The organism is Alteromonas sp. AWJ4_197 (assembly GCF_056160285.1).
The window spans coordinates 458459-478536 of sequence record NZ_JBSWWW010000001.1 but is presented as its reverse complement, the minus strand read 5'-3'; the positions used below and the strand labels follow the sequence as shown (position 1 = coordinate 478536).

General features: G+C 49.0%; 16 protein-coding genes. 11 read left to right on the top strand and 5 right to left on the bottom strand.

Features of this window, described 5'->3' with window-relative positions; all coding sequences use genetic code 11:
• Nucleotides 1–210: 210 nt before the first annotated feature.
• On the top strand, nucleotides 211–1569 hold the full coding sequence (gene glmU / locus ACXAGC_RS02055; protein WP_474841982.1) for a bifunctional UDP-N-acetylglucosamine diphosphorylase/glucosamine-1-phosphate N-acetyltransferase GlmU: 1359 nt from the start codon (nucleotides 211–213) through the stop codon (nucleotides 1567–1569).
• A 36-nt stretch (nucleotides 1570–1605) separates the two neighbouring features.
• On the opposite strand, the gene ACXAGC_RS02050 is transcribed toward glmU, so the two are convergent.
• Together ACXAGC_RS02050 and ACXAGC_RS02045 are read right to left on the bottom strand one after the other, a co-directional pair.
• Complete coding sequence (locus ACXAGC_RS02050) at nucleotides 1606–2250, bottom strand: response regulator (protein ID WP_474841980.1); 645 nt, start codon at nucleotides 2248–2250, stop codon at nucleotides 1606–1608.
• Nucleotides 2247–3365, bottom strand: a complete 1119-nt coding sequence (locus ACXAGC_RS02045; protein ID WP_474841978.1) for a sensor histidine kinase — start codon at nucleotides 3363–3365, stop codon at nucleotides 2247–2249. Before ACXAGC_RS02045 ends, ACXAGC_RS02050 begins: the two co-directional genes overlap by 4 nt.
• Nucleotides 3366–3501: 136 nt before the next feature.
• Between ACXAGC_RS02045 and ACXAGC_RS02040 the strand changes: the two genes are divergently transcribed.
• Entirely contained in the window at nucleotides 3502–4257 is a 756-nt protein-coding gene (locus ACXAGC_RS02040) for a hypothetical protein (RefSeq protein ID WP_474841976.1), read from the top strand.
• Between the two features lie 58 nt (nucleotides 4258–4315).
• Here the strand turns inward: ACXAGC_RS02040 and ACXAGC_RS02035 are convergent, their stop codons facing one another.
• Nucleotides 4316–4798, bottom strand: coding sequence for an acyl-CoA thioesterase (locus ACXAGC_RS02035; RefSeq protein ID WP_119503009.1), 483 nt, complete (start codon nucleotides 4796–4798; stop codon nucleotides 4316–4318).
• A gap of 223 nt (nucleotides 4799–5021) precedes the next feature.
• Between ACXAGC_RS02035 and ACXAGC_RS02030 the strand changes: the two genes are divergently transcribed.
• From ACXAGC_RS02030 to ACXAGC_RS02015, 4 genes are all read left to right on the top strand, one after another.
• Nucleotides 5022–6068, top strand: a complete 1047-nt coding sequence (locus ACXAGC_RS02030; protein WP_474841974.1) for a Gfo/Idh/MocA family oxidoreductase — start codon at nucleotides 5022–5024, stop codon at nucleotides 6066–6068.
• Nucleotides 6069–6134: 66 nt separating this feature from the next.
• Nucleotides 6135–6920 (top strand): DeoR/GlpR family DNA-binding transcription regulator, encoded by a 786-nt coding sequence (locus tag ACXAGC_RS02025; protein WP_474841972.1) that lies wholly within the window; start codon nucleotides 6135–6137, stop codon nucleotides 6918–6920.
• Between the two features lie 2 nt (nucleotides 6921–6922).
• Complete coding sequence (gene glmS, locus ACXAGC_RS02020) at nucleotides 6923–8755, top strand: glutamine--fructose-6-phosphate transaminase (isomerizing) (protein ID WP_474841970.1); 1833 nt, start codon at nucleotides 6923–6925, stop codon at nucleotides 8753–8755.
• Between the two features lie 292 nt (nucleotides 8756–9047).
• On the top strand, nucleotides 9048–10793 hold the full coding sequence (locus ACXAGC_RS02015) for a P-loop ATPase, Sll1717 family (RefSeq protein WP_349590424.1): 1746 nt from the start codon (nucleotides 9048–9050) through the stop codon (nucleotides 10791–10793).
• Between the two features lie 22 nt (nucleotides 10794–10815).
• On the opposite strand, the gene ACXAGC_RS02010 is transcribed toward ACXAGC_RS02015, so the two are convergent.
• Nucleotides 10816–11736, bottom strand: a complete 921-nt coding sequence (locus tag ACXAGC_RS02010) for a carbon-nitrogen hydrolase family protein (protein ID WP_474841968.1) — start codon at nucleotides 11734–11736, stop codon at nucleotides 10816–10818.
• A gap of 245 nt (nucleotides 11737–11981) precedes the next feature.
• Here ACXAGC_RS02010 and ACXAGC_RS02005 point away from each other — a divergent pair, with 245 nt between their 5' ends.
• Nucleotides 11982–13142 carry an ROK family protein gene (locus tag ACXAGC_RS02005; protein ID WP_474841966.1) on the top strand — a complete coding sequence of 387 codons (1161 nt, stop codon included), beginning with the start codon at nucleotides 11982–11984 and terminating at the stop codon, nucleotides 13140–13142.
• A gap of 22 nt (nucleotides 13143–13164) precedes the next feature.
• Here the strand turns inward: ACXAGC_RS02005 and ACXAGC_RS02000 are convergent, their stop codons facing one another.
• Nucleotides 13165–14670 carry a DUF1593 domain-containing protein gene (locus ACXAGC_RS02000; RefSeq protein WP_474841964.1) on the bottom strand — a complete coding sequence of 502 codons (1506 nt, stop codon included), beginning with the start codon at nucleotides 14668–14670 and terminating at the stop codon, nucleotides 13165–13167.
• 419 nt (nucleotides 14671–15089) lie between these two features.
• On the opposite strand from ACXAGC_RS02000, the gene ACXAGC_RS01995 reads away from it, so the two are divergent.
• The 4 genes from ACXAGC_RS01995 (at nucleotide 15090) to ACXAGC_RS01980 (ending at nucleotide 20037) form a co-directional block, all read left to right on the top strand.
• Entirely contained in the window at nucleotides 15090–16532 is a 1443-nt protein-coding gene (locus ACXAGC_RS01995) for a S8 family peptidase (RefSeq protein ID WP_474841962.1), read from the top strand.
• Entirely contained in the window at nucleotides 16526–16852 is a 327-nt protein-coding gene (locus ACXAGC_RS01990; RefSeq protein ID WP_474841960.1) for a hypothetical protein, read from the top strand. Before ACXAGC_RS01995 ends, ACXAGC_RS01990 begins: the two co-directional genes overlap by 7 nt.
• Nucleotides 16853–17005: 153 nt before the next feature.
• Nucleotides 17006–19288, top strand: coding sequence for an FHA domain-containing protein (locus ACXAGC_RS01985; RefSeq protein ID WP_474841958.1), 2283 nt, complete (start codon nucleotides 17006–17008; stop codon nucleotides 19286–19288).
• Nucleotides 19285–20037, top strand: coding sequence for a PP2C family protein-serine/threonine phosphatase (locus tag ACXAGC_RS01980; RefSeq protein WP_474841956.1), 753 nt, complete (start codon nucleotides 19285–19287; stop codon nucleotides 20035–20037). The genes ACXAGC_RS01985 and ACXAGC_RS01980 overlap by 4 nt, the downstream gene beginning before the upstream one ends.
• Nucleotides 20038–20078: the final 41 nt, after the last annotated feature.

Below are 20078 nucleotides of genomic sequence, written 5' to 3'. Positions count from 1 at the left end.
TTCTGTATAGATAGATGACTAAGATATGAGCGCGTAGTATACCTTTTCACCAATGAAACTACTACCCGGATTCGTCGATTCCGGGCTGCCCGATACTAAAGAATAACGCTTCCCCTGCGAAAATAACTGACGATGTCGCTGACTTGTCACCAGCATGTGGTTACACTAGACCGTCAATTTTTATGTGCAGCATTGTTTTAAGGATAATCCATGGCTTTTTCTGTAGTCGTCCTCGCCGCCGGTAAAGGCACCCGTATGAAGTCCTCATTACCTAAAGTCCTCCATCCTGTCGGTGGGATCCCGATGGTTCAGCGTATAATCAATACGGTTGAGGCACTTAATGCCAGTGCTGTGCATCTGGTTTACGGACATGGCGGCGATCAGCTTCAGGCAGCGGTAACGGGTAAAAATCTGAACTGGTGTTTGCAGGCAGAACAACTGGGTACAGGTCATGCGGTTCAGCAGGCTGTGCCTCACATCAAAGACGACGAAGATGTGCTGGTGCTGGTAGGTGATGCGCCGTTAATTCAGAAAGCGACGCTGGAGCGGCTGGCTACGGTGAAAGCAGAATGCGATCTTGCCTTGCTGACCGTTGAACTCGACGACCCTACTGGTATGGGGCGTATTGTTCGCGAGAACAACAACATCACTGCGATTGTTGAGCACAAAGATGCCACTGATGCCCAGCGTGAAATTAAAGAAATCAATACCGGCATGATGATGATGGCGGGCAGTGATTTAAAACGCTGGCTGGGTAATCTGAGCAACAATAATGCTCAGGGCGAATATTATCTTACAGACGTTATTGCCATGGCGGCAGCGGAAGGCAAACAAATTCAGTCTGCCCAACCGGATGCTGTTGAAGAAGTGGAAGGCGTGAATAACCGCGCCCAACTGGCAGCACTTGAAAGAGCCTTACAGGCCCGTCAGGCACATGCGCTGATGATGGATGGTGTGACGCTGGCGGATCCTGCCCGTGTCGATATTCGCGGCGAAGTGATTACCGGCAATGATGTGGCGGTAGACGTTAACGTAATTTTCGAAGGCAAGGTAACGCTTGGCAGCAACGTAAAAATCGGTGCGAATTGTATTTTACGGAATTGTTCGGTAGCTGACGGTGCGGTAATTGAAGCCAATTCAATCATTGAAGAAGCGGAAGTAGGCGAGCATTGTACTGTAGGGCCTTTCGGCCGTTTACGCCCGGGCGCAGTGATGAAAGCTAACGCCAAAGTAGGTAACTTTGTGGAAATGAAGAAAACCGTGTTAGGAGAAGGTGCGAAAGCTAATCACCTGACTTACCTTGGCGATGCTGAAGTGGGGGCCGGTGCGAATATCGGTGCAGGTACGATTACCTGTAACTACGACGGGGTAAATAAATCTAAAACGATCATCGGTGAAAATGCTTTTATCGGGTCTAATTCAGCGCTGGTGGCACCGGTAACGATTGGCGAGGGAGCAACGGTAGGTGCCGGTTCAACCATCACATCAAACGTAGAAGATAAGGCGCTGGCAATTGCACGCAGCAAGCAACGTGTGATTGCTAACTGGCCCAGACCGGTCAAAAAGTAAGTGCTTACTTTTTAGCCTGCCCTATTCTGTGGCAGGCTAAATCCAGCCCTGCTCAAGGGCTTTCAGGACAGCGCGGGTACGGTCTGGCACGTTGAGCTTGGACAAAATGGACGACATTTGATTCTTTACCGTGCCCAATGATTTAAATGTCACCTCAGCAATTTCCTGATTAGACAATCCCGCAGCAACCAGCCTCAGCACTTCTGTTTCTTTGTCTGATAACGGTTCGGCATCCTGAGAAAGCTCTGAATCCTGTTTGCCGGCCTGTAGTTGAGTAAGTAAAGTGTGAGATAACGAGGGCTGAATGAGGTTGCCGCCTGCAGCCAGCCGTTCAATGGCATCTACTAGCACATCCAGTGACACATCTTTCAGCAAATAGCCTTTAGCACCATTTTTCAGCGCCCGGATCACGGTTTGATGGTCATCGAATGTGGTCAGCATCAGAACCGGTGGCATGTCCGGCAATCCGGCCATTGCTTCCAGGGTACTCACGCCGTCCATTTTTGGCATTCTGATGTCCATTAAAATAACATCCGGCTTTTCCCCCCGGTTGAGGAGCTCAAGTACTTCTTCGCCGTTGGCGGCGTTTGCAATTACCTTAATGTGGTCGGTAAGGCTAAGAAGACTGTTTATTCCCTGACGAACCAGGATCTGATCATCTGCCAGCATGACACGAATCATTTTGCATCTCCCGGCAATGACAGTTTTACCTCGAAGCCGTGTTCAGAACTGTTAAATGCGATGCTTCCGCCGACAGAGACTGCCCGTTCTTTCATTCCTTTCATCCCGTTTCCGGCAACCGGTGCGCTGCTGCCGGTACCATTGTCACATATGGTCAGCTCCAGCCCTGCCTGTTTTCCGGCGTCAGCTGTCACCGTGATATGTGAGGCTCTGCCATGCCTGAGGCTGTTGGTAACGGCCTCCTGCGCAATTCTGAAAACCGGTTCAATCAGAGGTGCAGGTAACGCCGGTGCATGGCCTGTGTTTACTGTTACCGTGTAGCGTTCTGTAGAGGTTGCCAGCAGTGATAAAGCTGCATGGAGGGACAGAAAGGTGTCTGAGCGGATATCTGAAACCGCCTGGCGTACATCACTCAATAAGTCCGCGGCGATGGTTCTGCACTGGCCAATCACCGGTTTGAGTTCAGGGGAAGATTTATGCTCTGCAACCTGTAAATGAATTGCCAGTGCCGTCAGGTGATGCCCTGCCACATCGTGTAAGTCGCGGGCAATGCGGGTACGCTCTGCTTCCTTCACCGACAAGGCCAGTAATGATTGAGTTGCCTGCAGCTCGCGGTTAAGTGACTCAGCTTCTTCTTTTGCACGCAGTGCCTGCTTTCTCGAATCCATCATCAGCATGGCAAACAGATTAAATGACCAGAACAGAATAGCGGTCAGCCAGCCCTGAGATTGTTCCCACACGATGGTCAGACTCAGTGCCTGCGGTACCGCCATGAAAGGGGACAGATACAGTGCCGTTCTGAGCGGGAGTATCAATACCAGCAGGGAAGACAGCAGCACCAGATAAATCCCTGAAAAACCAAACGGCGAAACGAGACAAATACATACATAAAGCAGGTACAGGCAAGTGAGCAGTAAACCGAAACGACGGCCGTCAGCTGCATCCGGAACGGTTGCCATGTAAAGGATTGCACCGAAAAGCAGTTGCAGCGTGAGCAACGGCCACTGAATGGCAGAATCGCCGGTGAACACATGAACATGGCTGAGCAAGGTTACCAGTGCCCAGGTTGCCAGTGCGAAAGCCTGTAAAGTGGAAAAAGAAAATATTCGGTTCATTACATTACTATTCCCTTTTTCCACTTCCGGCTCAATAGGCCGGAAGTCACTTTTGACAACGTGACTTCCGGCACTACCGGCAAAAGCAGAGAGAAGGAACAATGGTTGTGTCTTCAATAAAGGGAAGGAGAACACCATGACTGAGCTGATGCTAACACTCTACCGGACAATCATTATTTGCCATATTGCGGCCGGTGCCGTATCACTAATATTGTTCTGGGTACCAGTGTTGAGTAAAAAAGGAAGCCGCCTGCACATACAGGCGGGAAAAGGCTATGTATGGTTCCTGTACTTTCTTACCGCCACAGGATTCATTTCATCCTTAATGGTTATTGCTGATCCGCAACTATTTAAACTGGGTCACTTTGCCCGTACTGACGATGTAGCAGGGATGACAGAGGCTGTCAGACGGTTCTGGTTGTTTCTGATTTATTTGTGCTTACTGGTACTGACTAACGTGCGTCACGCTGTAATGGTGCTGAAAGCAAGTAAAGAGCCACGTAAGTTACTGACCAACGGGCACGTAATACTGCCGGTAACACTGACAGTGGCCAGCTTCTGGCTGTTTTACAGTGGTATGGTTGCAGATATGATCCTGTTTAAAATTTTTGCCTGCATCGGCGGGTTCAGCGGGATCAGAACCGTATTTTATTGCCTTTCCCACCAGGCTGAGCGCCGTGACTGGATGAAACAGCATATCAGTCACATGCTGGGTTCAGGTATCGGCATTTACACTGCATTCCTGGCTTTTGGTGGACGGGCATTACTGGACGTGCTGGCTAAATGGCAGGTGGTGTTCTGGGTATTACCGTCCGTGGTGGGAACTTTCGGTATAGTTTACGCCGTGCGACGGTTCACCGGGAAATCTGCCCGCCGGACTGTGCAACAATAGCCGGCGCTTGAATAGCCGGCGCATCATGCACCGGCAGCCAGCCGTAAAGCGGTTCAGCTTATTCCAAAGTAGCCAACGTATTCGACATTTCCTCGTGAATGTCAGTACGCATTTTGGCAAGACGGATAGCGTAATCCCGCAGGTAGATATCCCGTTCCGTTTCCGGTTTCCATTCCGGGACGGGAGCCGGCTTTCCGTTTTCATCAACGGCCACCATAATCACAATACAGTGTGTCGTCTTCGCGTTATCCTGCTCTTTGGGATCTCTGGCACTGACATCAATGGAAAGATGCATTGACGTAGTGCCGGTATAGATAATCTTCGCTGTCACTTCTACCAGGCTGCCGACAAGGATAGGTTTTACAAACCGGATCCCACCGACATAAGCCGTAATACAGTATTTTCCACTCCAGCCTGCCGCGCAGGCGTAGGCCGCAAGGTCGATCCAGCGCATAACTGCGCCACCATGTACTTTTCCGCCAAAATTCTGATCACCCGGTTCCGCCAGAAAACGTAAGGTTACTTCTCTGCTGCTTGCCATCTACTTCTCCTCAGGACGGTATCAATCCGTCTGCCTGTTCTTTTCTATTTATTAGCTTTTTACTATTGCCTTGTTTTTCAACGCTTGTCATCATTTTTTGTTACGTAACTACGGTGTTTATCGATGAAACGCTGTTTACTGTTACCGCCAGCGGGCATTGTGCTTTGTGGCTTCGGGCTGATTAAGGTAAGGTGCTTCCACTGACAGATTCACAGGACTTTTCATGATCCGCACTCTTCTGGTGGGCTTCGGTTTTTCCGCCACTACATTTCATCTCCCTTTTTTAAATCAGTTATCTGAATTTACCGTAAGCGGCGTAGTGTCATCCCGACCTGACGACGTTACTGCCGTGTTACCGGGCGTACCGGTGTATGCCTCAATGGGAAAGGCGTTCGCTGATCAGCGCTTTGACCTGGCTGTTATCACTACTCCGAATACCTATCACGAAGTGCAAAGCCGGCAGGCGCTGATGAACGACTGCCATGTGCTGGTGGAAAAGCCCTTTACCTTGTCCGGTGATGAGGCAGAAGCACTGGTTGCACTGGCAGCGCAGAAACAGAGAAAACTCTGCGTATTTCATAACCGTCGTTTTGACGGAGACTTTCTTACGCTGAAAAAACTGATCAGCGAGGGCAATGTGGGCGACGTTAAGCGTCTGGTTTCCCGGTTTGACCGGTTCCGCCCGCAACCACGGGACCGCTGGCGGGAAAACGCCGGCCCGGGTGCCGGCATCTTCTGGGACTTAGGTCCGCACCTTATCGACCAGGCGTTGCAACTGTTCGGTGTGCCGGAACAGATCCACGGTGTTGTTCAGATTGCCCGTGAAGGCGGAGAAAGTGACGACAGCTTCGACCTCACTCTGTTTTACAACAATCTGACAGTACAACTGGGTAGTTCGCCATTTCAGGCCAACCGTACCTTGCGCTTTGAATTACAGGGCACGGAAGGAAGTTTCCGGAAATTCGGGCTGGATCCTCAGGAAGATCAATTAAAGCAAGGGCTCACTTTCGATAACGCGCAATGGGCCCGTGAGCCGGAAGAGGCCTTCGGTGAACTGGCTACGGCGCAGGGAGCGAATATTGTTCCTACACTCGCCGGTGAATATGTCACTTTCTACCGCCAGTTGGGTGAAGCTGTCAGTAACGGTGCCAAATTGCCTGCAGACGGGGAAACGGTCATACCGGTGATCAAACTTATTGAACTGGCCATCGAAAGTGCGGAAACGGGCAAAGTCATGCCTGTATACGTAAATATGAAAGGAAATAACTAAAATATCTTGCAAACCGAAACTTTAACTGCTTTATTAGTTTCAAGTCGTAATTTATAAAGTTTCGAAATGCAAAAGCGAAATACCCGCCAACGACGCGATGAAATCGTTGAATGGGTGAATCAGGCCGGCCATGTCCATGTGGATGAGATGGCCGCCAGATTCAATACCTCTCAGGTGACTATCCGTAAAGATCTTGCCGTGCTTGCCGGCGGGAAGCGAGTGCTGCGTGAATTTGGCGGTGCTGCGCCTTTTCCGTCTTCCGGGGTAGATTCAGGATCTGACAGCGAAACCTCAGCCACGCCGGCTTCAGCGAAAACAGCCATTGGTCTTAAAGCTGCGTCGCTCGTGACAGACGGCGCGAAAGTGATCCTCGACAGCGGTAACACCACCGCTTCTGTCGTGCCTTTTCTTAACCACAAAAAGCTGGTTGTCATGACCAATTCTTTGCGTGCTGCCAACGCATTAACGATCGCAGATAACGAACCCACCGTACTCATGACCGGCGGAACGTGGGATGCACACTCGCAGGCGTTTCAGGGCAACATGGCGGAGAAAATGATCAGTGCCTACAGCTTTGATTTGGCCTTCATCGGTGCGTCCGGGCTGGATGTCGAAAGAGGCAGTACCACGTTTAACGAACTGACCGGGCTTTCCAAAGCCATGGCCGGTGTTGCGGTAAAAGTCGTGGTACTGGCTGAGTCAGAGAAATTTACCTTCCGCATGCCTAACCTTGAACTGGCGTGGGAAGACATTGATGTACTCATAACCGATGAGCACATCAGCGAACCAATTAAACAACAAATTGAACAGCAGGGCGTCACCGTAATGATTGCCCCGGCAAACGGAGAATAACCATGTGTGGAATAGTCGGCGCTGTAGCAGAGCGTAATGTAGTCGAAATCTTACTGGAAGGCTTAAAGCGCCTTGAGTACCGTGGTTATGATTCCGCCGGTGTGGCGTTATTACAATCAGGCGGTGAACTTACCCGCATCCGTCGTACCGGTAAGGTACAGGAACTGGCAGATGCTGTGGCGAACGGTGAAGCGTTGGGTTCTACCGGTATCGCGCATACCCGCTGGGCAACCCATGGCGGCGTAACTGAACGTAACGCGCACCCCCATTGCTCCGGTGAGCGTATCTCCGTTGTACACAACGGCATCATTGAAAACTACGAAGCCTTGCGTGAATCACTGAGAGCTCAAGGTTATACCTTCACCAGTGACACCGACACAGAAACCATTGCACACACGGTACATGCTGAAATGCAAAAAGGCGTGAGCCTGCTTGAAGCAGTACAAAACAGTGTGAAGCAGTTCCACGGTGCTTACGGTACGGTAATTATGGACAGTGAAGACCCGTCACGGGTAGTTGTGGCTCGCTCCGGCAGCCCGCTGGTGATTGGTCTTGGCCTGGGGGAAAATTTCATTGCCTCAGACCAGATGGCTTTGCTGCCGGTGACTCGCCGCTTTATCTTCCTTGAGGAAGGTGATGTCGCTGAAATTACCCGTCGGGAAGTCAGCATTTTTGACGTTAACGGCAATCCGGTTGAGCGTGAAGTCATTGAATCTAATATAGAACACGATGCAGGTGATAAAGCGGGTTACCGTCATTACATGCTCAAAGAGATCCATGAGCAGCCAACGGTTGTGCGTAACACGCTGCAACAGCGGGTGGACGAAAAAGGACTGTTACCGGACATTTTCGGCAACGGTGCCGATGAGATTTTCTCAAAGGTTAAACACGTTCAGATCATCGCCTGTGGTACCAGTTACCATGCCGGTATGACTGCCCGCTACTGGCTGGAACAGTACGCGAATGTATCCTGTGGTATCGAAATCGCTTCTGAATTCCGTTACCGCAAATCGGTAGTACATGAAAACAGCCTGCTGGTGACTATTTCCCAGTCCGGTGAAACAGCAGACACGCTGGCTGCTCTGCGTCTGGCTAAAGATCTCGGCTATATGGCCAGCCTGACCATTTGTAACGTACCCGGCTCATCGCTGGTACGGGAATCCGATCTTGCCTTTATGACCCGCGCAGGCGCAGAAATTGGCGTCGCCTCGACCAAGGCTTTCACGACTCAGCTTACTGCTTTTCTCATGCTCACACTGGCACTGGGTAAGCACAACGGCATGTCAGGCAAAGATCATGGCAGCATCGTAAGTGCCCTTCACAGTTTGCCAGCCAAGCTGGAAGAAACCCTGGCGATCACCAAAGGTATTGAAGATTTAGCGGAAGAGTTTGCCGACAAGAACCATTCATTATTCCTGGGACGTGGCGACCAGTATCCAATCGCAATGGAAGGCGCGTTGAAGCTGAAAGAGATTTCTTACATTCACGCAGAAGCTTACGCCTCAGGTGAACTCAAACACGGCCCGCTGGCGCTGATTGACGAGGAAATGCCTGTCATCGTGGTAGCACCTAACAATGAGCTGCTGGAAAAACTGAAATCCAACGTGGAAGAAGTTCGCGCGCGCGGCGGCATCATGTATGTATTCGCTGATAAGGATGCACACTTTGCCAGCGACGAAACCATGCGGGTAATCAACGTTCCGCACTGCGAAGCCCCCATCGCACCTATCGTCTACACCCTGCCACTGCAACTGCTGTCTTACTATGTAGCGCTGATCAAAGGCACTGACGTGGACCAGCCCCGTAACCTGGCGAAGTCGGTGACGGTGGAGTAGAGGATCAGGAAAATGCAAAAATCTCTAATTTAGACAAATATAGAAAATAGTTTTATATCCGGAAGCAGGTCTTGAATTGAAGACCTGCTTTTTTTGCGAAAAAACAAATTGAAATAGCTAGCTGTCCTCTAATACTTGTGAACTTTGCTGGCGTGAGTTTAGTTTTAGCTGTGTTTCATTGCCTTCCACGTATATACAAAGAGCTGATATTTGATCATTTCATTAACAGGATGTAGTCTAAAATTTAATCTATTTTGATTTGATGACAGTTGTTTATGACAAGGACGTTGATATGAACAAAGAACGATTCAGATATGCGACAACTTCTATTGAAAATAATATAAAAGTAAGGCTCAGAGATGAAGTTCTTACGTCAGAAAAGCCGATTGGCGGTTCGGTGCTCGAGCTACACGGGAATCAGGATAAAGAGCTTTATCAATACTTATTTGATGGCCATTCGAGATTTATTTACGAACAGAAGGGAGAGCGTCCTTCAATCATTGTAGGGCGAAAAGGAGCCGGAAAAACAACTTATTTGAATAATCTATCTTTTAAAAGTGGTGTGACAGCTCTACCTATCAGACAGTGGCAAGCTATTGGCGAAGTCCAGCAAATTATATCAAACCTGTTGGATAACGGCATTGATATAAGGGCTGAAAGAGCATCATATATCTGGCAATGGATCTTTCTCTCCGCCGTCATTCTAAAGTGTGGTGAAACCCTATTTTCCGATAAAACTCTTAAAGACTTCTACCAACTACTCCCAGTTAAAGAATTTAAAGACATTGGTATTTCTGCTGTTACTTCTTTTGCAAAGAATAAGCTTTCGAAGCTTGTAACGAATAATTTGGGCGCGGAACACGCTGAATTATCGTCTGTAGCATGGTTACTGGAAGATAAAACACAGGCAATTGATGATTTAGAAATGAAGCTCTCGAATACTCTGGGAGAGCATAATCTGACAGCTATTATTCTCTTTGATAATGAAGAAGATGTCTTAGATGACATTAATATTGAGAACGCTCCAAACCTGCAGATTGCTAAGGCAATCGCGATTAAGGGTCTTCTAAATTTAGCTGGAAGGATAAATGAAGGCGCGATAAATGTGCAGCTTAGATACTGCATTCCTGCTGAACAGTTCTTCGCGTTTAAGGAGTTGGCAAAGAACCCCGTCAAAGATTTCGGTCGCTTACATCTATTACATTGGACTGTAGGGGAACTACTTTCTTTAGTTGCGCATCGATTTTTACTTCACTTGCATGTTTGGAAAGACGAGAAGCCAATTCTGGGTGGTCCATACGACGAGTTAATACAGTTTCCAATTTACACCCGGAAGGGGGCTTTGGAATTTTTCGACAAAATTTTACCTACTAAAATAAAGAACGGCAGGGGTCTTGAAGAAAGTACTAAAGCTTATTTCTTAAGACACTTTCAAGTTCTGCCAAGACAAATTGTCGACGTATTTAACGAAATTCTAGCTATGTCGATAAGAAACAATAAATCTATTACTAACCTGGATGCACAGATTGTTCTCGGAGCGGTAAGACGTAAAGAAGCTCTGATGGCCGAAGAAATTATTGTCGCCTACAGTAAAATGTTTCCTGAAGCCTCCTCGATAAGGAAAAAGGTATTGCCTAATATTCCCCTGCTTTTTACGTATAAGGATTTACGAAAATTTTATGACAGCAGGGAGTTTCTAAACACCGGCAAGTCAGTTCTGCAGGGTATGAAAGGAGAAGTCGAAGTATCTCCTGACAGATTTGAGAGATGTTTATTAGAGACCGGAATTATAGGAAGAGTTATAAGTAAACCTTCAGGAAATGATATCGGCTATATAAACGCAGAGTTTGAGTACTCCATGCCCGGTAGTCTGGATTTGTGCGAGAATGATGAATTAGTCATTCATCCGGTATTTTCCGGGCAGAGGAAAGCAACAGCATGGGACGCTATCGGAAAAAACATCATAGGCGTTTATCCCCACGATGCAGATCCTGATTTATCCGCTGATAGAGAATTATTGCGGTGCTTTTTCGTGTAACTGGTTGCCTGATTAGTGCTTCTTACCCAGAGTATACCACCGACCGCTTTTCAGATTCATCAACCTGCAGGCTGAAGACGTCTGGTCTGGCGTAATGGCCGTTTATGTCGAAGTCGTAGCGGGCGCGTTTTAAATCTTCAAGGTCAATGTCTGCGGTGATGAGGCCTTCTTCGTTTTTAAGTGGCCCAGCCAGAATATCGCCCATGGGGTTCACAATAACACTGCCGCCGGCAATTAACGGGCGTTGTGCGTCCCAGTTTTCGACCTTGATGCCTAATGCGACCGGAGACGGTTGCACCTGACAGGCACTGACCAGAAACATTCTGCCTTCGTGAGCGATATGGCGCATGGAACATTGCCATATCTCCCGCTCGTCCACGGTGGGCGCACACCAGATATCGACACCTTTGCCATAAAGTGCCATGCGAAGCAGGGGCATGTGATTTTCCCAGCAGATAGCACCGGATATCCGCCCGGCTGAGGTATTGATGGCGGGCAGGGTGGAGCCGTCTCCCTGTCCCCAAATCAGACGTTCAGTGCCGGTGGGCATGAGTTTGCGGTGCTTTGCTGCCAGGCCATCTTCCGGCGTGAAATACAGGGAGGAACAGTAAAGCGTCGAACCCTGCTTTTCGATAACGCCAATGACCAGGTTCGTATTCAGGCGAGCTGCCAAATCTGCCAGTTCACGGGTTTCCGGTCCCGGGACGGCGATGGCTTCATCAAAATACTGCTTAAAGGATTCTCTGCCTTCCGGTAAACGGTAGCCAAGACGGGTTCCGAAGATTTCTCCTTTCGGATAGCCACCCAGCAAAGCCTCGGGCATCACCACTAAATCGGATTGTGCTTCTTTAATAGCGCTTTCAAAACTGAGAATGGCCTCCAATGTCGCCTGAGTGCCTTGTGGTTTAGTGCCAATTTGCAAAGCCGATATACGCTTTTTCATGGAATTCCTTTACGGTGTTGAACAGAGAGATTGCCGGTTTATGTGATGTGAATCATAGTACGCCGCTTATCGGGAAAACATACACAGATGCTCAGCGCCATCGTAGATCAGATGAACTGAATGTGAATTTCCGGTTTTGAAAAGCGGCGGATAAGGTATTCTAGGCCTACGCAGGTTTTTCGCCTGTTGCGTGGCTTGTGAAAACGGCCTTGTTTTAACTATAGACACTATCGAAATATCAGCTTTTGAACGGAAAAAATAAAGTCGTCGCACTACTTCGTCAACAACCATACTCGCGGGTAGCGCTGGCGCAGGCTACCGGTTTGGGTAAACCGGCGTTGACTAAAGTAACCAGAATGCTGGCTGAAGAGGGTCTTATTCGTGAGAACCCGGGCGCTGACACTGACTCCTCAGATCGTACAGGCAGGCCGGCAACAGAGTTGGCACTGAATGAGGGACATTACTTCAGTGCTGCAATGTATGTTTCGATTGAAGGCGTAAGTGCTTACTTGCAAGATGTTTCAGGAAAAGTGCACCGTTCTTTGAATCAGCCATGGCAGGTATCATTCAAAGAAGGAAACCTGTTTTCCCCGTCCGTATTCTCCGCAAAGCTGCAGGCGCTGGTTAGTTCACTATGCGCCGGCCATGATATTGAAGTAAATGTACTTAAATCGGTATGTATTGCTACTCAGGGTAAAATAGCGCAGCACACCGGCATTATTTATCAGTCGCAATTGCTTGATGAACAAAACGTGCCGCTGGCATCCATGTTAAAAAATGCGCTGGGTGTGCCTGTACATTTGTATAACATTGCCTGGTGCTCGACATTCTGTTTCAACGTCTTTAATCAGTTTGAAGACAGCTATATAGCATTGCTTCTGGGTTATGGTCTGGGTACCGGTATTTGCATTGATGGCAGACTAATTGCCGGACCGGATGGTCTTGCTCCGGAAGTGAGCCATCTGACTTACGATAAGCATGGCCCTGTGTGCTATTGCGGCGCCCGCGGCTGCGCAGAGCAGTACGTCACCTACAACGCGATTTTCGGGCAGGCTGAACAGGCCGGTATTACGCTGGAAGGCACAACACCGGTTGAAAAGCTGAACCATATCAGTGAACTGCTCAAGGTAGGCAATCCGGCAGTGCAGGCCATCATTAATCAAGTCGGAGATGTCCTCGGGCACATTGCCGTGCAGCTAATGGCCATGCTGGATGTGCGGCACATCTACTTAAACGGTGAAACGGCCATTCTGCACGAGTACCTGGGGACCGCCATTAAAGAAGCGCTTGAGCGTCATGGCAGTACCCAGGCCATTGCATCCCGCCTTTCAATTACTTACGAGCCGGATACTGACGTTGCCACGAGGGGCTTGTTGGAATTAACCAACCGCAGCTTCTCCGTTTAGCTGCGGCCACGTTGCAGAATTATTATTCTCTGGTTTTGATGATGACTCGCCGGTAGCTGGTCAGTGCCGGTGTGCCGTTATCTGTTACTGCGAGAATAACGTGAGCTTCACCGCCGTTATCACAGGGTACCGGCGTATCGTGCCACATCTCTCTGCATGCTTTAGTCACGGTGACTTCGCTTTTGCTGCCGGTATTTTTCAGTGAAAGTGCCGCCAGCGCCGGAGTGCCCGGCATGCCGCTGTAGCCTGCTTCTTCGTAATGGAACCAGTGCCAGGACAGTTTATTTCCGTCAGGATCTTCTGTGGCAGAAGCGTCCAGAACCAGCGTCTCCCCCTGTTTAACATCAGCGTAAATCACCTCTGTGCCTGTGTTCCCGTTAACCGAAACGACGGGATGGTGGTTTGCTTCCTCATAAGGCTTGATAGTCCAGTCCATGCGGGCTGCGAAGTCATGCTGAAACTGCTCACGCCAGCGCCAGATGGTCGCATGATCAGAGACTACAGTTTCACCGTCTTTGCCTGTGACCGTATCGGCAGACGTGACACGGGGGAACCAGTCACCGCCCTGAGTCCAGATTGAATGTGTTTCTCCGTAGGGTTGACGGTAGACATAGCGTCCTCCCCAGCCGCCCCAGGACGGGCTGCGGAAACTGTTCAGTCCGTTAGCAGTTAATCCCAGAAAGGCCGGGGTGTCACCTTCCATAATGAATGCATATCTCAGGTAATGCTTGCCCAGCGGGCCTTTTTTACGGATGTTTTCTTCCAGCCACTCATTCGATACGGTGGTGAAGTCAGCACCTTTGCCGTTTTGATAGTATTCATCACCGGCGATGCCTGTCCAGGTAGCGTAAGCATATTCACCGCCGTCGGGAGACGAGGGCTTTACGATATAGCTGACATCAGGAAAGTGTTTGCGTATCCACGGGCCGGCATCATCCTGATCAGAAATAGAGTACACGCGAAGCTTCTTCTCAAATGCTTTAAGTTCAGCCTCTGAGCGGTTTGCCTTCACATCCATCAGTGCCTGCGCCAGCGTATTTGCGCCACCCCACACTGTTACCCAAACCGGTCGGGGATCGCTTTTATCGACGGCGGCAATCAGCGCTTCAGAACCCGGGGACGATTGCCCTTTGCCTGTACTGGCCATGCCGTAGCCCGGCTGACCCACATTAACCAGACTTTGCAGATACGCTGCTTCCGGCCAGCCGTCAGCATGTTTCATCAGGTTGCTGCGTACTTTGCCGTAAGCGGAAATAATACCGGCTATGGTGTCTGTTTCCCGCTTTTCTTTCTGCCAGGTAGACGTAGTTGCAATAAGGCCCTCAATGTCCAGTTCATTGGAATAGGTCAGCAGGCGCACCATGGACATCTGATCGTCCGGCTCGTTGCCCATATCAGTGAAAACAAACACTCTGGGCTTGCCGGTAAATTCATCCACCGGCGGTGGTGTGTTACTGAGTGCATGAGAGCTCGCAAAAACCAGCAGCGCCAGACTGCTTTTCGATACAACAGAAGTAAACCGTTTCAACGACAGGATCCTTATTCATCACAACACTGGAAATGTGATAAATAAGTTAATTTACTTAGTGAATTAATTCAATGCATATCTACAAGTGGACTGGGAATTTGTTCAGTACCAGTAACAATTGTATTAGAAAAAATTTTCATATAACAATGATGTTTAACGATAAGCGGTTGATATTGATATTTTTTTTACTTTGTATGTGGTTGTTACCTTTATCGTAATGGATTATTGCTAATCCGATGTATATTCTTACACAACAATATATTCACATAGTCTGCCTTTGCAAATATGCTGAAAATAAAATATTAGTTTCAGTCTAAATTCTGGTAAGGACTTAGTGCCTGAGAGCTAATAAAACCACTCTAATATTTATATAGACTCATTGAATTTATAATATCGGGTTGAAGCCGAAGGGAAACACTATGTGGAAATATTTGTATTCTTTCATCGCAGCGACTGTGGCAGGAGCCTTAAGCTTTCCTGCTCTGGCTGCGGATAAAGTGAAAATAGAGCATTGGCAGGGGAATCAGCAAAAGCAGCCGGTCATTGTGGTATTAAAAAGTCAGCAAAGTAGCCGTGGTGGGGCAGCTGCATCTGGTGGCTGGCTGAATCTGGCCGACCATATAGAAAAGGTGCAAGAGGAACTTGCCGACGACATGGGCTGGGTTAATTTCAATGATATTGTGAAGTACAAACATGTTGCTGCCATGGCCAAGGAAGTGGATGCCGCAGAATTCAGTCGCCTGCAACAGTCGAATCTCGTCGCCGGCGTATACGTGGATAAATTTAATCCCGCCACACTCATTAATAGTAGCCGCACCATCGGACTGAATGCCGCCAGTAACCAAAGTCGGCAGGGGAGTGGTTTCTCGGTCGCTATCATTGACTCAGGCGTAGAGTACACGCATCCCTTCTTGCAAAACCGCGTCATTGATGGTGCATGCTTTTCTCATTATGGCTCCTGTCCCGGAGGAAAAAAGAAAGCTTCGGGTGTTGAGGCGGGGGCAGCGTGCCGGGGTAACGAAGGATGTTTTCACGGTACTCATGTTGCGGGCATTGTGGCCGGAGCAAATGCACAGTTTAATGGCGTGGCACAAAATGCAGACCTTCTTTCGGTAAATGTGTTTTCGGTAGTGGGGCAACGCATGGGGGCACTGGATTCCGATATTATGCAGGCACTGGAGTGGGTGTATGAACACGCTGACGACTACCACATAGCCGCAGTGAATATGAGCCTGGGCGGCGGCTATTTTCCGTCAACCTGTGATGATCAGCCGGTTAAACGATACATTGATTTACTGGCGCAAAAAGGCGTTGTTACGGTTATCGCCGCTGGTAACGAAGGCCGTACCGATGGGGTAGCGAGTCCCGGGTGCATATCATCAGCCGTGACCGTTGGCTCTACCGAACCTGATGGCCGGATCTCCGGTTTTTCTAACAGCTATCGTGACATCGATTTAGTAGCACCGGGCGGTAAAATAACCTCCTCAACTCTTAATGGTAAATATACCACTACATCCGGTACGTCCATGGCTGCCCCACAGGTCGCCGGTGCAGTGGCCTTATTACGTTCTACATACCCGTCTGCCAGCGTAGCTGATTTATCTGCAGCGTTAAGCCACGGCAAACGTTTTGTTGACCCGAGAAACAAGCTGCAAACGTCGTCACTGTATTTGCCCGCTGCTCTGGAATACCTGGCGGCCAGTCAACGTGGGAGCAATCCTCAACCCACACCGAAACCTGCAAAACCAAAACCGGGCCCGTCACCTGCACCCGAAAAATCATGTCGCAAGGTTATTGATGGCATCACTATTGAAGATACTCGTGGCGACTGCAAACCTGAGGAAGGAAAAATACAATGGTAAGATTACTTTTTACTCCGCTGTTAATACTTTGTGTTCTTCTCTCAGGGTGCCGTAATCCAGAGGGCGAAGCCTGTGAAAGGTTTCCGGATGTCTGCGACGAACTGGGCAAACACAGCGAAATCAGTGCCATCATCACCATGACGCTGCAGTCTGATAAAGTAAAACTGAAAAAGTGGCTGGAAGATAACGATATTGAGGTCTTACTGGAATACGAGGCCACCGATCAGATGTTGCTAAAAATTGATAATATGGAATTTGTTGCATTGAGTCGTCGCGACGATATCGAACGAATACAGAAAGATAAATTTTATCCGCGTTAGGTACGATTTGAAGGTCTTGAGGGATAAAGATGGAATATCAGATTGATCTTAATCTATTCCTGGTAAAAAATGGTGAAATTGTAGGCAGTGGCAGGAGCTGCTGTCTTCATTGGTAGAGTAGTACAATCAAAGTGCATGGCAGCAATAAAAATAATGAATTTTCGTAGTAAACCTTTCCGCTTTAACTGGCAGCGTCTGGCAATGCTTTGTTGTGTGGCTGCATGCGCATTTCCTTCATTTGCTGCAGAACGCTGGCAAATTGTTGTTCTGCCCGAACCCGATTACGCCTCTTCACCGGAACTCCTGCCGGTGCACCATACCTTAAGTAGCCGGCTGGTTAATGCGCTGTCTTCTGCAGATTTCGACGTGATCACCAAAGAGAGCCTGCGGTTACCCAACTGTATCCAGGATGACTGTTCTGCACTCACCGATAAGAGAATTCAGCAAATTGCCCGGGATTCGGGAAAAGAAGTGAATCTGGCTTTGCTTTATCAGATCCGGGCCAACGAGCAGCCAGGGGCCGCTGTGAACAAATGGCAGTTTTACCTGAGCGGGCGATTACTCGATTTAGAAACCGGTACCCACCTGGACGGTTTTGAAACTGACGGGCGTTTTACTGAAGCACAAAAAAACTGTGACGGTGTCTGCTTTTCAAACTGGCTAACCGAAAATGCAGCCCTATTGGCACAGGATCTGGGTGCTGTAATGACTGAGAAGCTGGCGGCCATTCCTCGTCGGTTCCACTATAACCTGCACATGGCCAAATTCACCCCGGCAGAAGTGGTGCAAGTCGATACCTACCTCAAAGAACTCCGCGGTTACGTGGCCGATAGTCTGCAAAAAGATTTTAACGCCAGACCACAGCTTCTGCACCAGATCATGGACAGACATATACGCTATGTTTCACTTCAATCAGGCTCGGAGCTGCAGGGTGAAATGCAGAAATTTTTGTCTGATAAGGGCATTCCTGTGAATGTCAGCTATTCGCAGACTGCTCGCAAGTTCGAATTGGTTCGCTCGACTATGCCGTATTTATGGGGCTATGTTGCCGTTATTCTGCTCATTGTTCTGGCGTTCTACAGCACCTATTTTCTGGTTCAGCGGCAAAAGCATGGACGGGCGCTCGGCAAATATGCCAGCGAAGGGCAGGCCCAGCAGTGGCTGAATTACTTTAAGGATGCCAAATCCCCTTTAGTACCGAAAAATAAACAGTGGTACGAAGAAGAAAAGCAGTGGCTTGGTAAAATAAGTGAAGCAAAATCATTGAGTGAGCAGGCCTGGCTGTTGGCCGATCAGCATGACTATGACGGCGCACAGCAAAAAATTGAACAGGCCCTGAAACTTAATCGTGACGATGAAGAAGCTTTAGCGCTTAAAAAGAATATTGTTGATTACAAACGTGGTTTTGAGCGCTTTCAACTGGCCCAGTCTGAAATAGAAACCCATCCTGCTTCGGCATTGCCCATTCTTGAAGAAGCAAAAACCCTTAATCCACGGCTAGAACCTAAAATCAGTCCTCTTGAGGAAAAGTGCATTCGTTTAATGCACGAGAGTTTAGGTAAAAATGCACTTTCAGACGCCAAGGCTGCGTTGAGTCACGGTAATATCTATCAGGCTTACAGTATAATCGACAGTACACTGCTGAAAATTGCCGGTCTGAACAGCTTCCTCAAAGAGCAATCGGAACTCACTAGCCTGCGAACTGAGCTGGAAGCCCGGCTTCCTGCGCTCACTGGTGCTTTGCAGGGCGGGGGGGCGATGTCTTCGTTTTACTTCTATACTGCCAGTGAGGTGCAGATTGGTAGAACAGCAGGTGAGGCAGACAGTACCCTTGTGATTGGCTTTAAACGTATTTCAAGAACCGGTAAACAAACACGGCTAGTTCGCCAGGACAGAGCCTATTTTATTGAAGATCTGGCCAGTACCAACGGCACGCATTATAACGGCCAGACCGTTGCGCCCTTCAGTCGTGTTAAGTGCAATGACGGGCAAAGTATGTTGCTGGGGAGCGGCGCGCAAAATGCTGCCAGCGGCCCCTGTCAGCTGGATACCATCGTACCGCCTAATATTCCGGGCTGCCTGATCTTAAAACTCTCATCTTCTGTCATCAGATTCATCGACGATACCAACATGGGGCAAATGTGGCCTTCCATGGATGAAGACATGAGTAAACGCTGGGTGTTATTCGATACCGTTTTGCCCGTCGGCATAGATGAAGACGGCCGATTAAATGTAGCGACCAGTGATAAATGTGCCGCGCTCGCTGAGCTGAGCTACGATGGCCGGTATTATATTGAGCCAGTGGTGCTTCATGCTGAACAGTCTGACATATTGATTAACGGTCAGACCGTACATGGCAAAATTCCGCTGTCAGAAGGTGTGCAGATCACCATAGATGGTCAGAGTGTGCAATTCGGGGAGAGTGCGAATCCATGACAGTCAATATCGTTGCAGGTACTCACGTAGGTAAAATCAGAAACAACAATGAAGATGCTTTCTGGCACGGCGCGCTACCAGAACCTGAAGGATACCTGCTGTCGCTGGTAAGCGATGGTGTGGGGGGAAAAGATTACGGCGAGGTCGCCAGTGCAAAAACGGCAGAAGTTTTTGAGAGTCTGGTGGCTGAAGGCAAATTAAATATGGCTGTGGATCCTGACATGCGAGGGCCTATGCTGGACATGAGTGCCAGAAGGGCGCATCAGGAAATTGCTGCAATGGGGCAGGAAAATAAAGCCTATGCCGGCATGGCCTGTACATTAATTGCTGTGCTGGCTGATGTTCAGCAGGTTGGATGGGTTTGTGTAGGTGATAGCCGCCTTTATCACTGGCATAACGGCACACTGTCACAAATTTCAGAAGATCAGACCGTGGCCATGGCACTCGTTAAAGAAGGGCGTATACAGCCCGCCGACCTGTCTACCCACCCGGACAGAAATACGCTCATGTATTGCCTGGGTGTAGAAGGCATTAATAATCCTATTGCACCGGATACAGGCCTGCTCCAGTGGCAACCCGGTGATAAGTTATTACTTTGCAGTGACGGCTTAACCGACATGGTGAGCGATGAGCAGATAGCAGCCTGCCTTGCAGCAGGGCCGCAGCAGGCGTTAGATGCACTCATCCACGCTGCACTGGCTGGTGGCGGCAAAGACAACATTACTATTTCCATACTGGAAAACTGTTAATACGGACGTCTAAGGCGCCAGCGTAAGACAAATGCAATAAA